The following is a 17,851-nucleotide window of genomic DNA, read 5'->3' on the forward strand; positions in this document are numbered from 1 at the left end:
GCTGGGAGCGACTGTAGGCCGCTGTCTGCGGCGGGGCATGACTTGCCCCAAAACTCAGGCGGCAAATTCAGCAAAGCCTCGGATTTTATCGTTTTTTCTGTACGAAGCGAATGAGCTGGCTGCCCAAATCTTCCATTTGCAGCAGTCCTTGACGCCAGTCATGGGTGGCCAGTGACCAATCCGCCAGCGGCAAAGCGCCCCAATCGATAGGGGACTGCTCTAGTCCTGAAGCCTCAGCCAGGCCGTTCCAAATCAGCTGCGCCGTGCGCAACGTGGCGGGAGCCCGCATCTGGTCCAGCAACGCATTCAGCTTGTCGGCGTGTGCCCCATCGTCTTGCGGGTAGATGTGCCAAAGCCAGGGTTTGCCAGCCCAGATGGCGCGAACCAAAGAGTCTTCGCCGCGCACCAAGTTCAGGTCACACACCCACAACAGTTCGTCAAATTCGCTCTGGGGCATCGGTTGCAGCCAATGCAACGCCAGTGCACCAGCGCCCGTGGAGGCCAGACCCATCCGAGTCAAAGCAGTCCCTACCGCACGCTGGGCCCGACCCGGTGTGACCAACACCATGGTGGGCGCGGTTCCTTGGATCAAGCCCTGCAGCAGGTCTGTCAGTGCGGGTGGCTCATAGCAAAACAGCGAGACTAGGCGCTGGCCTTCCCAGGCAATGCCGTGTTGCGCCAGCCAGGCCTGACGTGCCGCAGCATCAAATGCCGCCTGTTGCGCCAAATAGTCCGGCTCACGCAGCAGGCCACCGGTGCGCGCTGTGAAGCCGGGGTAGTAGAAATGTTTGGTCCAGCCTTGGGCCGGGCCCTGCATCACGGGCGAGGGCAGGGCATGGCAGCGCTCCACATAGGCCTCGGCCGAGAGGTACTCCAGGTTGATCCATACGGGTGGTTTTGAATCATATTGGCCTCTGGACGCCGTATTCATTGCGCGAGCAGCTATGAATTCAGGAGCAATCTCGCAACCAAAGCCCTCGATCCACACATCGGCGGGAGGCAACGTCCGCAGCACTGCGGGATTGTGTGCTTCCGACCAGTCGCACACCTGCACACCGGGCCAGTGGCCTTCTACTGCGCCGGGCGCCATCCAGACCAGGGCGCTGGCGTCATCCACCCACAGGCGCACCCTGTGGCCACGGTGGGCCAGATCGGCGCACAGGCGCCAGCACACGCCGATGTCGCCAAAGTTATCGATGACTTTGCAGAAAATATCCCATTGCATGCGGCCTATTGTCCATGGCATGCCGACGCGCGAAAGTAGCAAGCACAATAGCGTCCCATGTCAGACGAACCATCCGCAGAAACCCACTCCGACGCGCTGCTGCGCGAAGTGGCAGCCTTGCCGCCGCTGCCCGGCGTGTACCGCTACTTTGATGCGGACAATCAGCTGTTGTACGTAGGCAAAGCCATCAGCCTGAAGAAGCGGGTTAGCAGCTATTTCCAGAAAGACCACGGGGGCACGCGCATCGGCCACATGGTGAGCAAGATTGTGCGCATGGAGACCACGGTGGTGCGCTCCGAGGCCGAGGCGCTGCTGCTGGAAAACAACCTCATCAAGACGCTGAACCCGAAGTACAACATCCTGTTTCGGGACGACAAGAGCTACCCCTATCTCAAGATGACCGGCACGCCACCGGTGCCGAAAAATCTGGCGCCTGCTGAGCCTGATGCCAAGCCGCGCGCGCCGCAGCCGGTGGAGTTCGCCCGCGTGTCCTACTACCGGGGCGGCGTGGAAAAGAAGCATCGCTATTTCGGCCCGTATCCCAGTGCCTGGGCGGTGAAAGAAGCGATTTTGCTGATGCAAAAGGTGTTTCGCCTGCGCACCTGCGAAGACCCTGTTTTCAGCAACCGCACGCGGCCTTGTTTGCTGTACCAGATCAAGCGCTGCTCCGCGCCCTGCGTGGGCCACATCAGCCCGCTGGATTACGCGCAGGATGTGGCCAATGCCGAGCGCTTTTTGCGTGGCGAAGCCCAGGACGTGATGCGCGGCCTGGAGGCGCGCATGATGGCGCATGCCGAGAAGCTGGAGTTCGAGCAGGCCGCCGAGCTGCGCAACCAGGTGGCGGCACTGTCCAATGTGCTGCACCAGCAGTCGGTGGACAACGTGTCGGACCGCGATGTGGACATCCTGGCTGTGAAGGTGCAGGGTGGCAAGGCTTGCGTGAACTTGGCCATGGTGCGCGGTGGCCGCCATCTGGGCGACCGGCCGTACTTTCCGGTGCACGTGGAAGACGCCACGGTGATGGGTGAGGCCGATGACAGCGAGGCGAAGAAGTCGGTGGAGGCCCAGGTGCTGGAGGCCTTCCTGTCGCAGCACTATATAGACGTGCCCATGCCTGGAGCCCTGGTGGTCAGTGAGCCGGTGAGCAAGGGGCTGCTGCAGGCTTTGTCCGAGCAAACCGGCGTCAAGGTCACAGCCGTGCACCAGCCTCGCGAGCAACGGCGTGCCTGGCTGGATATGGCGCAGACCAATGCCGGGCTGCAGCTGGCACGTCTGCTGGCGGAAGAAGGTTCGCAGCAGGCGCGCACGCGCGCACTGGCCGATGCATTGGATCTGGCGCTGGACGACCTGGACGCCTTGCGCATCGAGTGTTTTGACATCTCGCACACCGCGGGCGAGGCCACGCAGGCCTCGTGTGTGGTGTTTCAGCACCACAAGATGCAGAACAGCGAATACCGCCGCTTCAATATCGACGGCATCACCGGCGGGGACGACTATGCCGCCATGCGCCAGGTGCTGACGCGCCGCTACAGCAAGCTGGCTGAGGCGCTGCGCGAAGCCAAGCAGCTGGGCACCACGCCCAGTGGTACGGCACGCCTGCCCGATTTGGTGCTGGTGGATGGTGGCAAGGGCCAGGTGGCCATGGCGCGTGAAGTGTTTGAAAGCCTGGGGCTGGACCTGTCCCTGATCGTTGGGGTGGAGAAGGGCGAAGGCCGCAAGGTGGGCCTGGAGGAGCTGGTGTTTGCGGATGGCCGCGAGAAGGTCTACCTGGGTGCAGACTCTGCAGCGCTGATGCTGGTGGCACAGATTCGCGACGAAGCACACCGCTTTGCCATTACCGGCATGCGCGCCGCACGCGCCAAGGTGCGTACGGGCGGCGGCAAGCTCGAGGAAATTCCGGGCATCGGTCCCAAGCGCCGCGCCAAATTGCTGCAGCGTTTCGGCGGCGTGCGCGGCGTAGCATTGGCCAGTGCGCAGGACATTGCTACCGTGGATGGCATATCGCGCGAGCTGGCTGATGAAATCTACCGGGCCTTGCATTAGGCGTGCCACAATCCCGCCATGTTTATGACCATCCCCACCCTCATGACTTGGACGCGAATCTTCGCGATTCCCCTCATCGTGGGCGTCTTCTATTTGCCCGATTCCATGGCGTCTGCCTATGAGCGCAACTTGGTGGCGACCATCATGTTTGTGGTGTTCGCGGCCACGGATTGGCTGGATGGTTACTTGGCCCGCAAGCTGAACCAGACTTCGTCGTTCGGCGCCTTTCTGGATCCGGTCGCGGACAAATTTTTGGTCTGCGCCTGCGTGTTGGTGCTGGTGCATCTGCAGCGTGCCGATGTGTTCGTGGCCCTCATCATCATTGGTCGCGAGATCGCCATCTCGGCTCTGCGCGAGTGGATGGCGCAGATTGGTGCATCGCGTAGCGTGGCGGTGCACATGATTGGCAAGGTCAAGACCGTGGTGCAAATGGTCGCCATACCCTTCCTGTTGTTTGACGGCGTGTTGTTCGGAATCATCGACACCCATCTCTGGGGCGTATGGTTGATCTGGGCCGCGGCGGTTCTCACAGTGTGGTCCATGGTGTATTACCTGCAAAAGGCCTTGCCAGAAATTCGTGCGCGCACCAAATAACGAACCTTCGGGGCAAGTGCCCCGAAGCGGTGCACCCCGCATGGCGCCTACACTTTGTTGCATTTGCGCAAGTACAAGCCGGTTTAAAAAACTTCTGTCTTCCGCCAAGTTTTGGAAAGATTTGCGTCTAGAATTCGCCTCCGCGCCGTCGCAATGTTGCAGGGCATATTGACATGGCATGGGGCCGTGGCTCTAATGCAATGCAGCGGTTTTGACTGCTACCGCCGAATCGTTTTGTGTCTGGGTTGTGTGTTGTTGCACAGCAGCTCAGGCCCAAGGCGGTACAAACAAATTTGAAGAGACAATCCATTAATTTGCTTCCGTACAAGGGGTCTTTGTGAATAAAACAGAACTGATTGAGCACATTGCAAAACACGCTGACATCTCCAAGGCTGCAGCAACACGCGCTTTGGAATCCACCATCGGCGCAGTGAAGACCACCCTGAAAAAAGGCGGCACGGTTTCCTTGGTCGGTTTTGGTACTTTTGCAGTGGGCAAGCGTGCTGCTCGCACGGGCCGCAATCCACGCACCGGCGCTGCGATTAAAATCAAGGCTGCCAAAGTTCCAAAGTTCCGTCCAGGCAAAGCATTGAAAGATGCCCTGAACTAAAATTCGGTTTCGGTTTGGGTGATTAGCTCAGTTGGTAGAGCGTCTGCCTTACACGCAGAATGTCGGCGGTTCGAGCCCGTCATCACCCACCACCCACCCAGCAAAGGCGAACAGTGTGTTCGCCTTTTTTGTTGTTTACATGGAGAGTTAGTGCATGTTTGAATTTGTCCGCCGGAACACCAAGTTCATCGCGGCGCCATTGTTCTTGCTGATCATTGCCGCTTTTGTGTTGGTGGGGATTGACGGTTACAAAGGTGTTGTCTCCACGGGAGCCACCGTGGCCCAAGTGGGCAACGCGAGCATTACCCAGGAAGAATGGGACTTTGCCCACAAGAACGAGGTGGACCGCCTGCGTGCCTCCATCCCCAACCTGGATGCCAAGTTGCTCGACTCTCCTGAGGCACGTTACGCGACGCTGGAGCGATTGGTGCGCGAACGTGTGATGGCTGCTGCCGTAAACGACGCACACCTCACCACATCAGATGCACGCCTGGCCCGTGAGTTGCAACAGAATCCAACGATTGCAGCTTTGCGCAAGCCCGACGGCTCGCTTGATATGGACCGGTACCGCCAGCTGGCGGCTAGCCAGGGGCTGACACCTGAAGGTTTTGAGGCACGTGTACGCAGTGATTTGTCGTTGATGCAAGTGGAGTCGGGTGTGACATCCACCGCTTTTGCGTCCAACGTGCTGGCCGACCTTGCGCTGAATGCTTTTTTTGAGCGTCGTGAGGTGCAGATCACAAGGTTCAGCCCCGCTGATTTCACGAGCAAGGTTACCCTGTCGGACGCGGACGTAGAGGCCCACTACCAAGCCAACCTGTCGCAATACCAGTCTCCCGAATCTGCAACGGTCGAGTATGTGGTGCTGGACCTGGAAGCCATCAAGAAATCGGTGGTGGTGAATGAGGCTGATCTCAGGTCTTATTTCGAACAAAATGCCGGTCGTCTGAGTGCCAAGGAGGAGCGCCGTGCAAGCCACATCCTGATCAATGCACCCAAAGACATGCCTGCTGCTGAACGCGGCAAGGCCAAGGCCAAAGCCCAGGCACTGTTGGAGCAGGCACGCAAGGCCCCCAACAGTTTTGCGGATCTGGCCAAGAAGAACTCACAGGACGCGGGTTCTGCGCCTAACGGCGGTGACCTGGATTTCTTTGCGCGCGGTGCGATGGTCAAACCGTTTGAGGATGCAGCCTTTGCCATGAACAAGGGCGATATCAGCGATATAGTCGAATCTGATTTCGGTTTTCACATCATCAAGCTGACAGACCTTAAAGTTCCCAAACAACCGGTGTTTGAAGAGGTGCGTGCAGGGCTGGAAGCTGAGTTGCGGCTGCAACAGGCCCAGCGCAAATTTGCCGAAGTGGCAGAAACCTTCACCAACGCGGTTTACGAGCAGTCGGACAGCCTGAAGCCGGTGGCCGAACGTCTTAAACTGGAAGTTAAACAAGCTACTAACGTGCAGCGCCTGCCCGCAGGTGACACCAAAGGCGTGCTGACCAACGAGAAATTGCTGGCCGCCATTTTTAGTGCGGATTCACTCGAAAAGAAACGCAATACCGAGGCTGTGGAAACGGGCCCCAATCAGCTGAGTGCAGCACGTCTTGTGTCTTACAGTCCTGCAGCTGCATTGCCTTTGGCGGTGGTGCGGCCCCAAGTGCGCGAACAGTTGATGGCTAGCCGTGCCCAAGAGTTGGCCAAAAAAGAAGGCACTGCCAAACTCGAAGCATGGAAGGCAACACCCGCCTCTGCCAGCTTCCCTGCTGCAGTGACCGTATCGCGCGAACCCAACCAGCCCGTGCAGGGCCTTTTGCTGGATGCTGCCTTGCGTGCAGACCCCGCCAAGCTCCCCGTTACCGTGGGCGTGGATCTGGGGCGCCAAGGGTACGCCATTGTGAAAGTCAACAAAGTATTGCCACGCAACCCGGTGGCTGACGATGTCGCCAAGCAAGAGCGTAACCAGTATGCGCAATGGACCGCCAATGCAGAGAGCCTCGCCTACTACGCGGCCCTCAAAGAGCGCTTCAAAGTGCAAATCAAAGTCCCTGCACCTACAAGTTCTGCCCCGTCTGAGGCTCAGTAAGGGTTTTATCGGGTTATAATCTCGGCTCTGCGGTGGCTGTAGCTCAGTTGGTAGAGTCCAGGATTGTGATTCCTGTTGTCGTGGGTTCGAGCCCCATCAGCCACCCCAAGGTAATTGAAAACCCTGCTTTCGAAAGAAAGCAGGGTTTTTTTACGTCCGTTGCCCATCCTTTTTCGCAGGGGCCTGAAGAAACTTTCTGTGTCGATGCCTGTCAGACAAATTCGACCCAAGCGCGCGCGGCGTTTGAACGCTGGAGCAGTGCCTGGGCGGTCGTTGGACGGAGAAAGCACATGTTTGAAGACAGCGTCTTTTTCAAGACGATTGATGCAGCCTTTCCGAATATTGGAAAGAAGATCAAGCTGTTCTGGGGGTACCCGGAGTTTGTAGCACTGGTGCATGATTTGCAGCATGACGTGGGCGACAGGCCGCGGGCAGGTTTTCCTGCAGAGGTATTAATGGCTATTCACGGGCTGTCGAATGACCACGACGCGATTTACCCGCAGCTGGCCCCCAAAGATGCGAACCTCTGGCATCTTTAAGGCGCTTCGAAAGATTGGTCTAGTTCACCATCACCAGTTTGCCCATCACACCCCGTGAGCCCATGTGGGCATAAGCAGCTTTGAGTTCTGCCATGGGCATGGTGCGATCGATCACCGGTTTGATTTTTCCCTGTCCGTACCACTGGGCCAGTTCACCCATCATGGCGGCATTGGCCTTGGGTTCTTTCTTGGCAAAGTCGCCCCAGAACACGCCAACGATGCTGGCGCCTTTGAGCAGCGCCAAGTTGAGGGGCAGGGCGGGGATGGGGCCGGACGCAAAGCCCACCACGAGGTATCGGCCGCGCCAGGCGATGGAGCGAAAAGCAGGCTCGGAAAAATCGCCACCCACGGGGTCGTAAATCACATCGGGGCCCTTGCCGTCGGTCAGCGCCTTGATGCTGTCGCGCAAATTTTCTGTGCTGTAGTTGATCGTGGCGTCTGCACCAATGGATTTGCAGAGCTCGCATTTTTCTTGCGTTGAGGCCGCGGCAATCACCTTGGCTCCCACGGCTTTGGCAATTTGGATGGCCGAGGTGCCTACACCACCCGCGGCGCCCAGCACCAGCACCGTCTCACCGGCCTTTAGTTGTGCGCGATCCAATAGCGCGTGGTACGACGTGGCGTAGATCATGATGAAGGCTGCAGCGTCCACCATCGGGAAACCTGGTGGCAGTGGCATGCAAAGCGCTGCGGGCGCGACGGTGTGGGTGCCAAAGCCGCCGGTACCGCTCAGGCAGGCGACACTTTGCCCCACCTTGAGGTGGGTAACCCCTTCGCCCACCGCTTGGATGACTCCGGCATATTCAGAGCCCGGCACAAAGGGCAGGGGAGGCTTCATCTGGTACTTGTTTTGTACGATGAGAATGTCAGGAAAGTTCAGGCTGGCTGCCTTGATTTCCAGCAGTACCTCCCCGGCCTTGGGCTGCGGAGTGGGCAGTTCTTGCCAGGTCAGGGCGTCGATTCCAGTAGGGTTTTCGCATAACCAGGCGTGCATGGGGTATCTCCAAAAAGTTGGCAAATCATAGGTCGGTGCGACCCTTGAAAATGTCTCTCGGGCGACCAGGTTTCACACCCCCCACCTACAATGCCAGCACACTCTGCACTCTTATGAAAATCCTGATTTCCAACGACGACGGCTTCCAGGCCCCCGGTATCGTGGCGCTGTATGAAGCACTCAAAGACATCGCCCAGGTGGAGGTGATTGCCCCTGAGCAAAACAACAGCGCCAAATCGAACGCACTCACCCTGCATTCCCCGTTGTATGTGCATCGTGCAGCCAACGGCTTTCGCTATGTCAACGGTACCCCTGCCGACTGCGTACATATTGCGTTGAGCGGCCTGCTGGACTACCGGCCTGACCTGGTCGTGTCGGGTATCAACAACGGTGCCAACATGGGTGACGACACCATTTACTCTGGCACCGTGGGCGCGGCCATGGAGGGGTTTTTGTTCGGCATTCCTGCGATTGCTTTTTCGCAGGTGGAGAAAGACTGGGTGCAACTGGCCTCTGCTGCCCAAAAAGCGCGTGAATTGGTGCTCTCCATGCAGCAGCAACAGCTCATCACCTCCAAGCCCTGGCTGCTCAACGTCAACATTCCCAACTTGCCGTTTGACCAGATCGGTGCAGCGAAGTTGTGCCGCCTGGGCCGACGCCACGCGGCGGAAAAGGTGATTCAACAACAAAGCCCGCGCGGAGAAACCATGTACTGGATCGGTGCGGCGGGCCCGGTCATGGACGATGCCGACGGCACCGACTTCCACGCCACGGCCCAGGGCCATGTGGCCATTACGCCGCTGAAAGTGGATCTGACCGACCACGACAACCTGGGCTACTGGGCGCAAACCGCGTCTCGTCTGGCACAGCACCCGACGGCTCTTGCATGAAGCCTCGCCCATCGTTCCCCGCCCGTCTGGATGCCACGCTGGCCAAAACGCGGCCTAACCCGCATGGAGTCGTTGCCAGCATTGGGGGGGCTGTAGCCAAGCCACTGCCCAAGACGGGTGTGCAGGCTGCGCCCGCTAAGCCCGTAGTGGTGCCAACCGCACGCATCAAACCCAATAACACCCCCCTGCCGCACGTACCCCTGGGCCATGGCATGGATTCCGAGGCCGTACGTCAGCGCATGGTGCAAAAGCTGGCCGGGCAAGGTGTGACTGACCCACTGGTGCTGGGCGCCATGGGGGCCATTGAACGGCACCGTTTTGTGGACAGCGCGCTGGTCAACCAGGCGTATGAGGACACCAGTCTGCCGATTGGGCTGGGACAAACGATTTCCAAGCCCGGTGTGGTGTCGCGCATGATCGAGCTACTGCGCAACGGTGCCACCGGCCGTGTGGGCCGGGTGCTGGAGATTGGTACGGGATGCGGATATCAGGCCGCTGTGCTGAGCTTGGTGGCCGACGAGGTGTACAGCATCGAGCGCCTGCGTGGCCTGCATGACAAGGCGCGTGAGAACCTGCGCCACCTGCGTCTGCCGAATGTGCATCTGTTGTTTGGGGATGGCATGCTAGGGTACGCCAAGGGGGCACCCTATGCCGGCATCATTGCGGCGGCCGGCGGCGAAGCCATACCGCAGGCATGGGTGGAACAGTTGGCCGTAGGCGGACGTCTGGTGGCGCCTGTGGTTGCCGGGCGGTGGTGCGCAGGCCTTGCTGGTGCTGGACAAGACGCAGCAAGGGGTGCGCCAGACGCTTTTGGAGGCCGTGCATTTTGTCCCCCTAAAATCGGGCATTGCCTGAAGGGAAATAAACATATGTTTGGTGTGCGTCGTTTAGCGTTGGCCGGGGCCTGTGTGGCTGTGGTGGTCCTGTCCGGTTGCAGCTCTACGTCTGTGAACCGTGCACCGGTGGAGGACCGCGGCAGTTCCGCGGGCAAGACCGGCACGGTGAGTGATCCTCGCACCCAGGCCGTGAAGCAACCCCCAGGGTTTGAGAACGCAGGCAAGGCGGGCTACTACACCGTCAAGCCCGGTGACACCCTCATGCGCATTGGCCTGGAAACCGGCCAGGGCCACAAAGACATAGCGCGCTGGAACGCGCTGGATAACCCCGACAAGATTGAAGTCGGCCAGGTGCTGCGCGTGGTGCCGCCTGTCGCAGACACGGTGGCGGTTGCCAAGCCCGTGGCCAGCTCTTCGGCCACCACGACCACGCTGCCCGCTGCGGGTGCCGCATCGTCTGCGGCGTCGGCCCCTGCCAAAGCGGCGTCTACCCCCGTTGCGGCCACATCGACGCCCAGCACCCCAGCGCCTGTTGCTGCCGCCTCGGGTGAGGATGAGCTGGCCTGGATCTGGCCTGGCAATGGCCCGGTGGTCGCGGGTTTTGACGAAGTGAAGAACAAAGGCCTGGACATTGGTGGAAATGCTGGCGATCCGGTGCTGGCCGCTGGCGAAGGCAAGGTGGTGTACGCCGGTGCCGGCCTGCGGGGTTATGGCAACCTGATCATCCTCAAGCACAACAACACCTACCTCACCGCCTACGCCCACAACCAGACGTTGTTGGTCAAGGAAGACCAGACGGTGAAAAAGGGCCAGAAAATTGCCGAGATGGGCAGCAGCGACGCAGACCGTGTGAAGCTGCACTTTGAGGTACGCCGGCAAGGCAAGCCGGTGGACCCGGCCAAGTACCTCCCCGCCAGATAGAGGCTCCCATGAAAAAGCCCCGCTCTCCCGCACCGGATGACGCTCTAGCCCGTCCGAACCCAGCGGGCGGAGATTGGGCATCAAACATGCCCGTAGGGCGCATGGAATCTGCGCGAACAGCTCCTGAAAACGTAGCAAATCAGGCGCCCGAAGGCTGGGCGGCCGAGGCCGTGGCGCCCTCTGCCGGCGAGGAGGTGGCCGATGCGCTGGCCGTGTACCTGCGTGGCGTGCGGCGCACCACCCTGTTCACCCCCGAAGAAGAGTTCGACATGGCTGCGCGTGCCCGCGCGGGTGACTTCGCGGCCCGCCAAAGCATGATCGAGCACAACCTGCGCTTGGTGGTCAGTATTGCCAAGGGTTACCACGGGCGCGGTGTGCCCATGTCCGACCTGATCGAAGAGGGCAACCTGGGTCTGATGCACGCCATCGACAAGTTTGAGCCCGAACGCGGCTTCCGTTTCTCCACCTACGCCACCTGGTGGATACGCCAGTCGGTAGACCGGGCGCTGATGTACCAGGGCAGGGCGGTGCGCCTGCCGGTGAACGTGGTGCGCGAGGTGCAGCAGGTGCTGCGCGCACGCCGGGCGCTGGAAAACGATGCGGCGCTGGTGGCGCAGCGGCCCGAAGGCATCAGGGTGGAAGACATTGCCGCGCTGCTGGGACGTGAGGCACCCGATGTGGCCGACCTGTTGGCCATGTCGGAGGCGCCACGCTCACTCGATGCCACGCTGGACCCGGGCGGTGACGAGCATTCGCTGGGAGACAGCTTGGTGGACGAGCTGGCCTTAGACCCGCAAGCGCAGGCCCATGCCCACGAAGTGGATGTTCTGCTGGAGGAGTGGATTGCCACGCTGTCGCCACGCGAGCGCGAAATTCTGGAAGGCCGCTTCGGCTTGCACGACCGTGAGCCCGAAACGCTGGATGTCCTGAGCAACCGTTTGGGCCTGACGCGGGAGCGGGTGCGCCAGGTGCAGAACGAAGCGCTGTTCAAACTCAAACGCCACTTGGCCCGCCGCGGCATCAAGCGCGAGTTTTTGATGTGACCCTGTGGCCCCCACGCTCCGCCGCTGCGCAGGTCGCTGCCCCCCGAGGGGGCTAATTCTTCTTGGGGCGGCCCGGCGAAGAATTGCCCTTTCACTGACCTGAGACAATTCAGGCATGAGCGACGTTATTCCCCCAGACACCCTGTCCCCCATCTCCCCCCCAACTTCCACCGAAGCCGTACTGCCCGAAGGCTGGCTGCGCGTCAAATCCCTGGACCTGGAAGCCCAGGGCGTAGCCCACCGGCCCGATGGCAAGGTGGTGTTTATTGACGGTGCGCTGCCCTTTGAGGTGGTGAGCGCGCAGATCCACCGCAGCAAAAGCAGCTTTGAGAAAGGCACGCTGACCGAGATTCACCAGGAATCCTCCCAGCGCGTGCGCCCGGCCTGCCCGCACTTTGGCCTGCACGAAGGTGCCTGTGGCGGCTGCAAGATGCAGCACCTGCATGTGAGCGCCCAGGTGGCGGTGAAGCAGCGCGTGCTGGAGGACAACCTCTGGCACATCGGCAAGGTCAAGCCCGACAACATCCTGCGCCCCATCGAAGGCCCGGCCTGGGGCTACCGTTACCGCGCCCGCCTGTCGGTGCGCCACGTGCGCAAGAAGGGTCAGGTGCTGATCGGTTTTCATGAGCGCAAGAGCCGCTACGTGGCCGACATGAAGGAATGCCATGTGCTGGCCCCCCATGTGAGCGCCATGCTGGTGCCGCTGCGCCGCCTGATCGAGTCCATGGACGCGAAAGAGACGCTGGCGCAAATCGAGCTGGCCATGGGCGATATGGCGCCCACCGCCGGTGCCAATGGTGGCGCGGGCGAGGTGATTGCCATGGTGCTGCGCCACCTGGAGCCGCTGTCCGACGGCGACCTGAACCGCCTGCGCCAGTTTGCGGCCATCAACCCTGGCCTGCAATGGTGGCTGCAGCCCAAGGGGCTGGACACCGTGCACCGCCTGGACGAGCTGCCGGGCCACACCACGGGCCAACTGGCCTACCAGCTGCCCGACTTCGGCATCACCATGCCATTTCGCCCCACCGACTTTACCCAGGTGAACCCGCACATCAACCGCGTGCTGGTGTCGCGCGCGCTGGGTCTGCTGGCGGTGCAGAAGACCGAGCGCGTGATTGACTGGTTCTGCGGCCTGGGCAACTTCACGCTGCCGCTGGCCACGCAAGCGCGTGAAGTGCTGGGGGTGGAGGGGGCCGAGGCGCTGGTGGCACGCTCGCGCGAGAACCTGGCGCTCAACACAGCTGCCAATTCAGAGTCAAATGGCCCTCTAGCCCCCGTAAAACCTGCGCTAGCAGCTACTAAATTTGTAGCGCGCAACTTGTTTGAAATGACGCCAGAGCTGCTGATTGGCGACGGCGCGGCCGACAAATGGCTGGTGGATCCCCCACGCGAAGGCGCGTTCTCCCTGGTGCAGGCGCTGGCCGCCTTGCACCAGCAGCCCGAACTGCGCAAGGGCTGGACACCGCCCCGGCGCATTGTCTACGTGAGCTGCAACCCGGCCACGCTGGCGCGCGATGCGGGTGTATTGGTGACCGAAGCGGGCTACCGCTGTACCAAAGGGGGCGTGGTGAACATGTTCCCCCACACGGCGCACGTGGAGAGTATTGCGGTATTTGAGCTGGCGGACTGAGCCGCTATACCGCGCCAGCCATCTGGGCAAAAGATCAGGACTTGCCGCTGGCTTTGGCGGCGGGCTTGGTCTTTTCTTCTTTGGTCTCGGTGACGATCTCTTCTTGGGGCTGGGGTGGTTTGGCGCCCACGGGGGCAATGCCCTCGATTTTGTTGTCGCGCATGTACTGGTCCATGTCTTTCCAGCCTGCAAACACCGCAGCCTTGGAGGCTTTTTCGTTCAGCGCATAACAGTCTTCAATGCTGCGCAGTCCATGGCGGCAGGCGCTACCTATGGCCTTGGCATCGGCCTCGCGCTGGGCCACGCGCGGGTCTGCCAGCAAGGTCTCCAGGTCGCAGCCGGCCAGCAGCAAGGTGAGGGCGATGGGGAGTAAGCGCAGATACATGGATGCAAAAAGTGGTCTAGGTCATTTATCGGCTGATTTTGCGCGTTATTGAGCGCCCCATGCAAAAAGGCCCCGAAGGGCCTTGGTTTGCAGGGGCTTGGCAAGCTTAGTCGCGTTCGCCGCCAAAGATGCCCAGCAGGGCCAACAGGCTCTGGAACACATTGATGATGTCCAGGTACAGGGCCAGGGTGGCGCTGATGTAGTTGGTTTCGCCGCCATCAATGATCTGCTTGATGTCGTAGAGCATGTAGGCGCTGAAGATGCCGATGGCGGCCATGGACATGGCCATCATGCCGGCGGTAGAGCCCACAAAGGCGTTGATCACGCCACCCACCAGCAACACAATCACGCCGACAAACAGCCACTTGCCCATGCCAGACAGGTCACGCTTGATGACGCTGGCCAGCGAGGCCATCACCAAAAACACGCCAGCAGTACCACCAAAGGCGGTGAATACGAGTTGGGAGCCGTTGCTGAAGCCCAGCACGTGGCCGATCAGGCGCGACAGCATCAGGCCCATGAAGAAGGTGAAGCCCAGCAGCACGGGCACACCGGCAGCAGAGTTTTTGGTCTTTTCGATGGCGTAGATGAAGCCGAACGCGCCGGCCAAAAACACCACCATGCCCATGATGCCGCCCAGCGACTGGGTAATGCCGGTGGCCACGCCAACCCAGGCGCCCAATACGGTGGGGACCAGGCTCAGGGCGAGCAGCCAGTAGGTGTTGCGCAGCACTTTGTTGCGCTGTGCGGAAGATGCGCCATAGCCCAGGCTGTGGCCCATGGTGGTTATGCGATCGGTCATAGTCATTGCTCCTTGTTACTGCAGTTTGCAGATGCGGACATTCTAGGGAATAACAAGGCGTGCGCCGCATTTGGCCCTGTGATTGGCCGGGTTTTGTGCAGGGCTGTTCTGCGCTTGGTGCGGCCAATGCCGTCTTGGCAAACGGTATGCTTGGGGTTTTCCCCATTTTTAACCGTCAGGGCCCGCCATGAAAACCAAATCTGTACTCGAATTCGCCGATGTCAAAGCCATTGCCGCTGCGGCCGAAGCCGAAGCCCTGAAAAACAATTGGGCCGTAAGCATTGCCGTCGTGGACGATGGCGGCCACCTGCTGTCCTTCCAGCGCCTGGATGGCGCCGCCCCTATCTCGGCCCACATTGCCCCGGCCAAGGCCCGCACGGCCGCCATGGGCCGCCGTGAGAGCAAGGTCTACGAAGACATGATCAACGGTGGCCGTGTGTCCTTCTTGAGCGCGCCCAACCTGGAAGGCATGCTGGAGGGGGGGGTGCCCATTCTCAAAGATGGCCAGTGCCTGGGGGCGGTGGGCGTGAGCGGTGTGAAGTCCAACGAGGACGCCCAGATTGCCAAGGCAGGGATTGCCGCCATTGGCCTGTAATACGCTGCGTTGCTATTAAAACGATAGCTGCTCGCGCACTGTGGATGTGCGCTAGCAGCTATTTTTACGCCTATTTGGTGAGGATGAGCTTACCCGACTTGGTGCTTTGCAGGCGGTAACGCTGGCCGTTGTGCTCAATCTCGATGGCCTGGCGTGGGCCGAGCAGTGCGCTGGAGTGCAATACCTCTTGCGATGCAGCCTTGGGCGGCGGTGCGGGCGGTGCGGGTGGAGCCCCACCGGGGTGGCTGGGGGCGCTAGGCATACGAGAAACGCCGGCTCACCAGCTGTTGCCAACGCCGTTGGCGGTGCTTGTAAAAGCCCCAGGCAAACAGCCATACCAGAGGCGTAAGCAGCCCAGCCTGGATGTCCACCTGGTCGGTGTAGTCACAGCCCTGGTCTGCCGCCTGGATGAAGATGCGGTGGTCCCAGCGCGAGATCAGCGTACCCGAACCGTTGTCGCGCAACTCGACCGAGAAACGTCCGTCCCGCTGCGTGTGGTCCTGGCCGGAGATTCGCACCATCTGCTGCCCCAGCGGCAGAAAACCCAGCAAGTGCATGGCCACCTTGTACTCACGTTCCTCCCAGCGCCCGGGGAGTTGCGGCGGATCAATCGGCGTGAAGTGCAGCAGCGGCTGCGCAATGTGCAGCAGCAAGCGGGTGGTTTGCACCTCGTCAAAGCAGCGCTCGGCCGTGCAGGCAAACCGGGTTTTCAGCGTGAGCAGCATCGGGGCCTTGCCTCAGGGCTTGGGTTCTGTGATGAAACCTATCTTGCGCAGCCCGGCCACTTGTGCCGCGCCCATGGCCTGTGCCACAAACTCGTAACGCACCGCCTTGTCACCACGGATGTGCAGCTCGGGTTGTGGGTCTTTGGCGGCCTCGGCCTGCAGCACGGCGGGCAGGCTGTCTGGCGCCACCGGGTTCTGGTTCAGGAAGTAGGCACCCTGGGCATCCACGCTGAGCTGAATGGTTTCGGGTTTGGTGTTTTGGGGCTGGCTGGTGGCGGTGGGCAGTTCCACATTCACTGCGTGTTTCATCACGGGCACGGTAATGATGAAGATGATCAGCAACACCAGCATCACGTCCACCAAGGGCGTCATGTTGATCTCGTTCATCACCTCGGTGTCGCCGTCCGCACTGGTGTCTTGCATTCCAAAAGCCATACGCCGCCTTACGCCTTCTTCATGGCAACGACCTTGCCATCGGCCTTGTGGTGTGCACCCACGCGGGCGCCCGTCACAAAGTAGGCGTGCAGGTCATGGGCAAAGCGGTTGAGCTTGGTCAGGATGGATTTGTTGCCACGCACCAGCGCGTTGTAGCCCAGCACGGCTGGGATGGCCACCGCCAGGCCCAGCGCCGTCATGATCAGCGCTTCGCCAATAGGGCCAGCCACCTTGTCGATGGTGGCCGAACCGGCGGCGCCAATGCCCATGAGCGCGTGGTAGATGCCCCACACGGTGCCAAACAAGCCCACAAATGGGGCGGTGGAGCCCACCGAGGCAAGGATGGCCAGACCGCTTTGGAAGCGCGCTGTGCTGTCGTCAATGCTGTTGCGCAGGGAGCGGCTGATCCAGTCGCTGATGTCCAGCGCGTCGTGCAGCTGGGTTTGGGTGTTGCGGTGGTGGGCCGTGGCTTCTTGGCCGGCCTGGGCCAACTGCACAAAGGGGTTGTCTTGTTGGGGGCCCAGGGCCTTCATGCCCGCAGAAAAGTCTTCGCTGTGCCAGAAAGTTTCGGTGCGCTGGCTCAGCGACTTGAACTTGAGGATGTCCAGCGCCTTGATCAGGATCACGATCCACGAAGCCAAGGACATGCCGAGCAAAAGCACAGCGACGGCTTTGGTGACCCAATCACCTTGGGTCCAGAGGGTGACGAGTCCGAGTTGCGATTCCATGTACTACTCCACTAAAAAGATTCAGAAAAAATTGAACTACTGCAGTACCCAGTTCACGGGTACGTCAAACCACATGGCCTCGGGCACGCCACCGCGTTTGCCCGGCACGTAGCGCCATTTGAGAACGGTGTTGACGGCGGCCTGGTCCAGGCGCTCGAAGCCGCTGGACGTTTTGACGGAGGCTTGCGAGGCCTGGCCGTCGGTGCCGATGAGTGCCCGCACGACGACCTTGCCTTGCTCATGCAGGCGTTTGCTCAGGGCCGGGTACTGGGGCTTGGGGTTGTTGAGGTAGGCCGCATCGCTGGATGGCATCTCCACCTTGGGGGGGGCTGGCGGTGCTACTGGCGCGTTGGATGTGCTGCCCGAGTTGGCGCTGGTGGTGGCGCCAGCGACTGCGGTGGGGGCAGCGGCAGAGGGCGCAGGGGCCGTGGCAGACGGGGCGATCGCCAGCGGTGTGGGCGCGGGCTGCGCTACGGGCGGCGTGGGAGTGGGGGCGACGGGTTTGGGCGTGGGCGCCTTCACTTGCACCTTGGGTTGGGGCTGTGGCTTGGGCTTTGGCGCAGGTGGCGCCGGCGGGGCCATGATCTCTACCAAGATTTCGGCCGGCACCACGGCTTCGGCCACACGGCGCAGCAAGCCGGTCTGCATGGCCCACAGCACCGCCACGTGCAGGGCAATCACGCTGATAACGATGGTGGTGTTGCGGCTCATGGAGGGCAGGGCGCTGGGGCGGGGCAAAGCGGAAGTGGACATTGTGAAGGAGGGCGGCAAATCGG

General features: G+C 61.0%; 18 protein-coding genes, 2 tRNA genes and 2 pseudogenes. 13 read left to right on the forward strand and 9 right to left on the reverse strand.

The window, feature by feature from the left end; translation table 11 throughout:
- Positions 1-85: 85 nt before the first annotated feature.
- Positions 86-1,225: an elongation factor P maturation arginine rhamnosyltransferase EarP gene (gene earP, locus U5O12_RS00765; protein WP_322576802.1), complete on the reverse strand. Its 1,140-nt coding sequence runs from the start codon at positions 1,223-1,225 to the stop codon at positions 86-88.
- A gap of 57 nt (positions 1,226-1,282) precedes the next feature.
- On the opposite strand from earP, the gene uvrC reads away from it, so the two are divergent.
- From uvrC to U5O12_RS00800, 7 genes are all read left to right on the forward strand, one after another.
- On the forward strand, positions 1,283-3,268 hold the full coding sequence (gene uvrC, locus U5O12_RS00770) for an excinuclease ABC subunit UvrC (protein ID WP_322576803.1): 1,986 nt from the start codon (positions 1,283-1,285) through the stop codon (positions 3,266-3,268).
- An 18-nt stretch (positions 3,269-3,286) separates the two neighbouring features.
- The gene (gene pgsA, locus U5O12_RS00775) at positions 3,287-3,862 is read left to right on the forward strand and encodes a CDP-diacylglycerol--glycerol-3-phosphate 3-phosphatidyltransferase (RefSeq protein WP_322576804.1); all 576 of its coding nucleotides are present in this window, start codon (positions 3,287-3,289) and stop codon (positions 3,860-3,862) included.
- 337 nt (positions 3,863-4,199) lie between these two features.
- The gene (locus U5O12_RS00780; protein WP_066709320.1) at positions 4,200-4,472 is read left to right on the forward strand and encodes an HU family DNA-binding protein; all 273 of its coding nucleotides are present in this window, start codon (positions 4,200-4,202) and stop codon (positions 4,470-4,472) included.
- Between the two features lie 16 nt (positions 4,473-4,488).
- Positions 4,489-4,564 (forward strand) — tRNA-Val (locus U5O12_RS00785).
- 62 nt (positions 4,565-4,626) lie between these two features.
- Positions 4,627-6,552, forward strand: a complete 1,926-nt coding sequence (locus tag U5O12_RS00790) for a SurA N-terminal domain-containing protein (protein WP_322576805.1) — start codon at positions 4,627-4,629, stop codon at positions 6,550-6,552.
- Positions 6,553-6,584: 32 nt separating this feature from the next.
- Positions 6,585-6,660, forward strand: a tRNA-His gene (locus tag U5O12_RS00795).
- Positions 6,661-6,842: 182 nt separating this feature from the next.
- The gene (locus U5O12_RS00800) at positions 6,843-7,091 is read left to right on the forward strand and encodes a hypothetical protein (protein WP_322576806.1); all 249 of its coding nucleotides are present in this window, start codon (positions 6,843-6,845) and stop codon (positions 7,089-7,091) included.
- Between the two features lie 19 nt (positions 7,092-7,110).
- Here the strand turns inward: U5O12_RS00800 and U5O12_RS00805 are convergent, their stop codons facing one another.
- Complete coding sequence (locus U5O12_RS00805; RefSeq protein ID WP_322576807.1) at positions 7,111-8,085, reverse strand: NADPH:quinone oxidoreductase family protein; 975 nt, start codon at positions 8,083-8,085, stop codon at positions 7,111-7,113.
- Positions 8,086-8,198: 113 nt separating this feature from the next.
- On the opposite strand from U5O12_RS00805, the gene surE reads away from it, so the two are divergent.
- From surE to rlmD, 5 genes and pseudogenes are all read left to right on the forward strand, one after another.
- Positions 8,199-8,975 (forward strand): 5'/3'-nucleotidase SurE, encoded by a 777-nt coding sequence (surE, locus tag U5O12_RS00810; RefSeq protein WP_322576808.1) that lies wholly within the window; start codon positions 8,199-8,201, stop codon positions 8,973-8,975.
- Positions 8,972-9,830: pseudogene (locus U5O12_RS00815) on the forward strand (protein-L-isoaspartate(D-aspartate) O-methyltransferase). Before surE ends, U5O12_RS00815 begins: the two are co-directional and overlap by 4 nt.
- A gap of 14 nt (positions 9,831-9,844) precedes the next feature.
- The gene (locus U5O12_RS00820; protein ID WP_322576809.1) at positions 9,845-10,732 is read left to right on the forward strand and encodes a peptidoglycan DD-metalloendopeptidase family protein; all 888 of its coding nucleotides are present in this window, start codon (positions 9,845-9,847) and stop codon (positions 10,730-10,732) included.
- An 8-nt stretch (positions 10,733-10,740) separates the two neighbouring features.
- Positions 10,741-11,775: a sigma-70 family RNA polymerase sigma factor gene (locus tag U5O12_RS00825; protein WP_322576810.1), complete on the forward strand. Its 1,035-nt coding sequence runs from the start codon at positions 10,741-10,743 to the stop codon at positions 11,773-11,775.
- Positions 11,776-11,890: 115 nt separating this feature from the next.
- Positions 11,891-13,405, forward strand: coding sequence for a 23S rRNA (uracil(1939)-C(5))-methyltransferase RlmD (gene rlmD / locus U5O12_RS00830; protein ID WP_322576811.1), 1,515 nt, complete (start codon positions 11,891-11,893; stop codon positions 13,403-13,405).
- 34 nt (positions 13,406-13,439) lie between these two features.
- On the opposite strand, the gene U5O12_RS00835 is transcribed toward rlmD, so the two are convergent.
- On the reverse strand, positions 13,440-13,790 hold the full coding sequence (locus U5O12_RS00835; RefSeq protein ID WP_322576812.1) for a hypothetical protein: 351 nt from the start codon (positions 13,788-13,790) through the stop codon (positions 13,440-13,442).
- Positions 13,791-13,896: 106 nt separating this feature from the next.
- Positions 13,897-14,592, reverse strand: coding sequence for a Bax inhibitor-1/YccA family protein (locus tag U5O12_RS00840; protein ID WP_322576813.1), 696 nt, complete (start codon positions 14,590-14,592; stop codon positions 13,897-13,899).
- A 187-nt stretch (positions 14,593-14,779) separates the two neighbouring features.
- On the opposite strand from U5O12_RS00840, the gene U5O12_RS00845 reads away from it, so the two are divergent.
- Positions 14,780-15,187: a heme-binding protein gene (locus tag U5O12_RS00845; protein ID WP_322576814.1), complete on the forward strand. Its 408-nt coding sequence runs from the start codon at positions 14,780-14,782 to the stop codon at positions 15,185-15,187.
- A 70-nt stretch (positions 15,188-15,257) separates the two neighbouring features.
- On the opposite strand, the gene hemP is transcribed toward U5O12_RS00845, so the two are convergent.
- The 5 genes and pseudogenes from hemP to U5O12_RS00870 form a co-directional block, all read right to left on the reverse strand.
- On the reverse strand, positions 15,258-15,449 hold the full coding sequence (hemP, locus tag U5O12_RS00850) for a hemin uptake protein HemP (RefSeq protein WP_322576815.1): 192 nt from the start codon (positions 15,447-15,449) through the stop codon (positions 15,258-15,260).
- Positions 15,442-15,912, reverse strand: a complete 471-nt coding sequence (locus U5O12_RS00855; protein WP_322576816.1) for a hypothetical protein — start codon at positions 15,910-15,912, stop codon at positions 15,442-15,444. The genes hemP and U5O12_RS00855 overlap by 8 nt, the downstream gene beginning before the upstream one ends.
- A gap of 12 nt (positions 15,913-15,924) precedes the next feature.
- Positions 15,925-16,347, reverse strand: a complete 423-nt coding sequence (locus tag U5O12_RS00860; protein ID WP_322576817.1) for a biopolymer transporter ExbD — start codon at positions 16,345-16,347, stop codon at positions 15,925-15,927.
- Between the two features lie 122 nt (positions 16,348-16,469).
- A pseudogene (locus U5O12_RS00865) lies at positions 16,470-17,075 on the reverse strand (MotA/TolQ/ExbB proton channel family protein); the annotation flags it as partial.
- 36 nt (positions 17,076-17,111) lie between these two features.
- Entirely contained in the window at positions 17,112-17,828 is a 717-nt protein-coding gene (locus tag U5O12_RS00870; protein ID WP_322576819.1) for an energy transducer TonB, read from the reverse strand.
- Positions 17,829-17,851: the final 23 nt, after the last annotated feature.

Source organism: Rhodoferax sp. (assembly GCF_034519335.1).
Classification (GTDB): Bacteria; Pseudomonadota; Gammaproteobacteria; order Burkholderiales; family Burkholderiaceae_C; genus Allorhodoferax.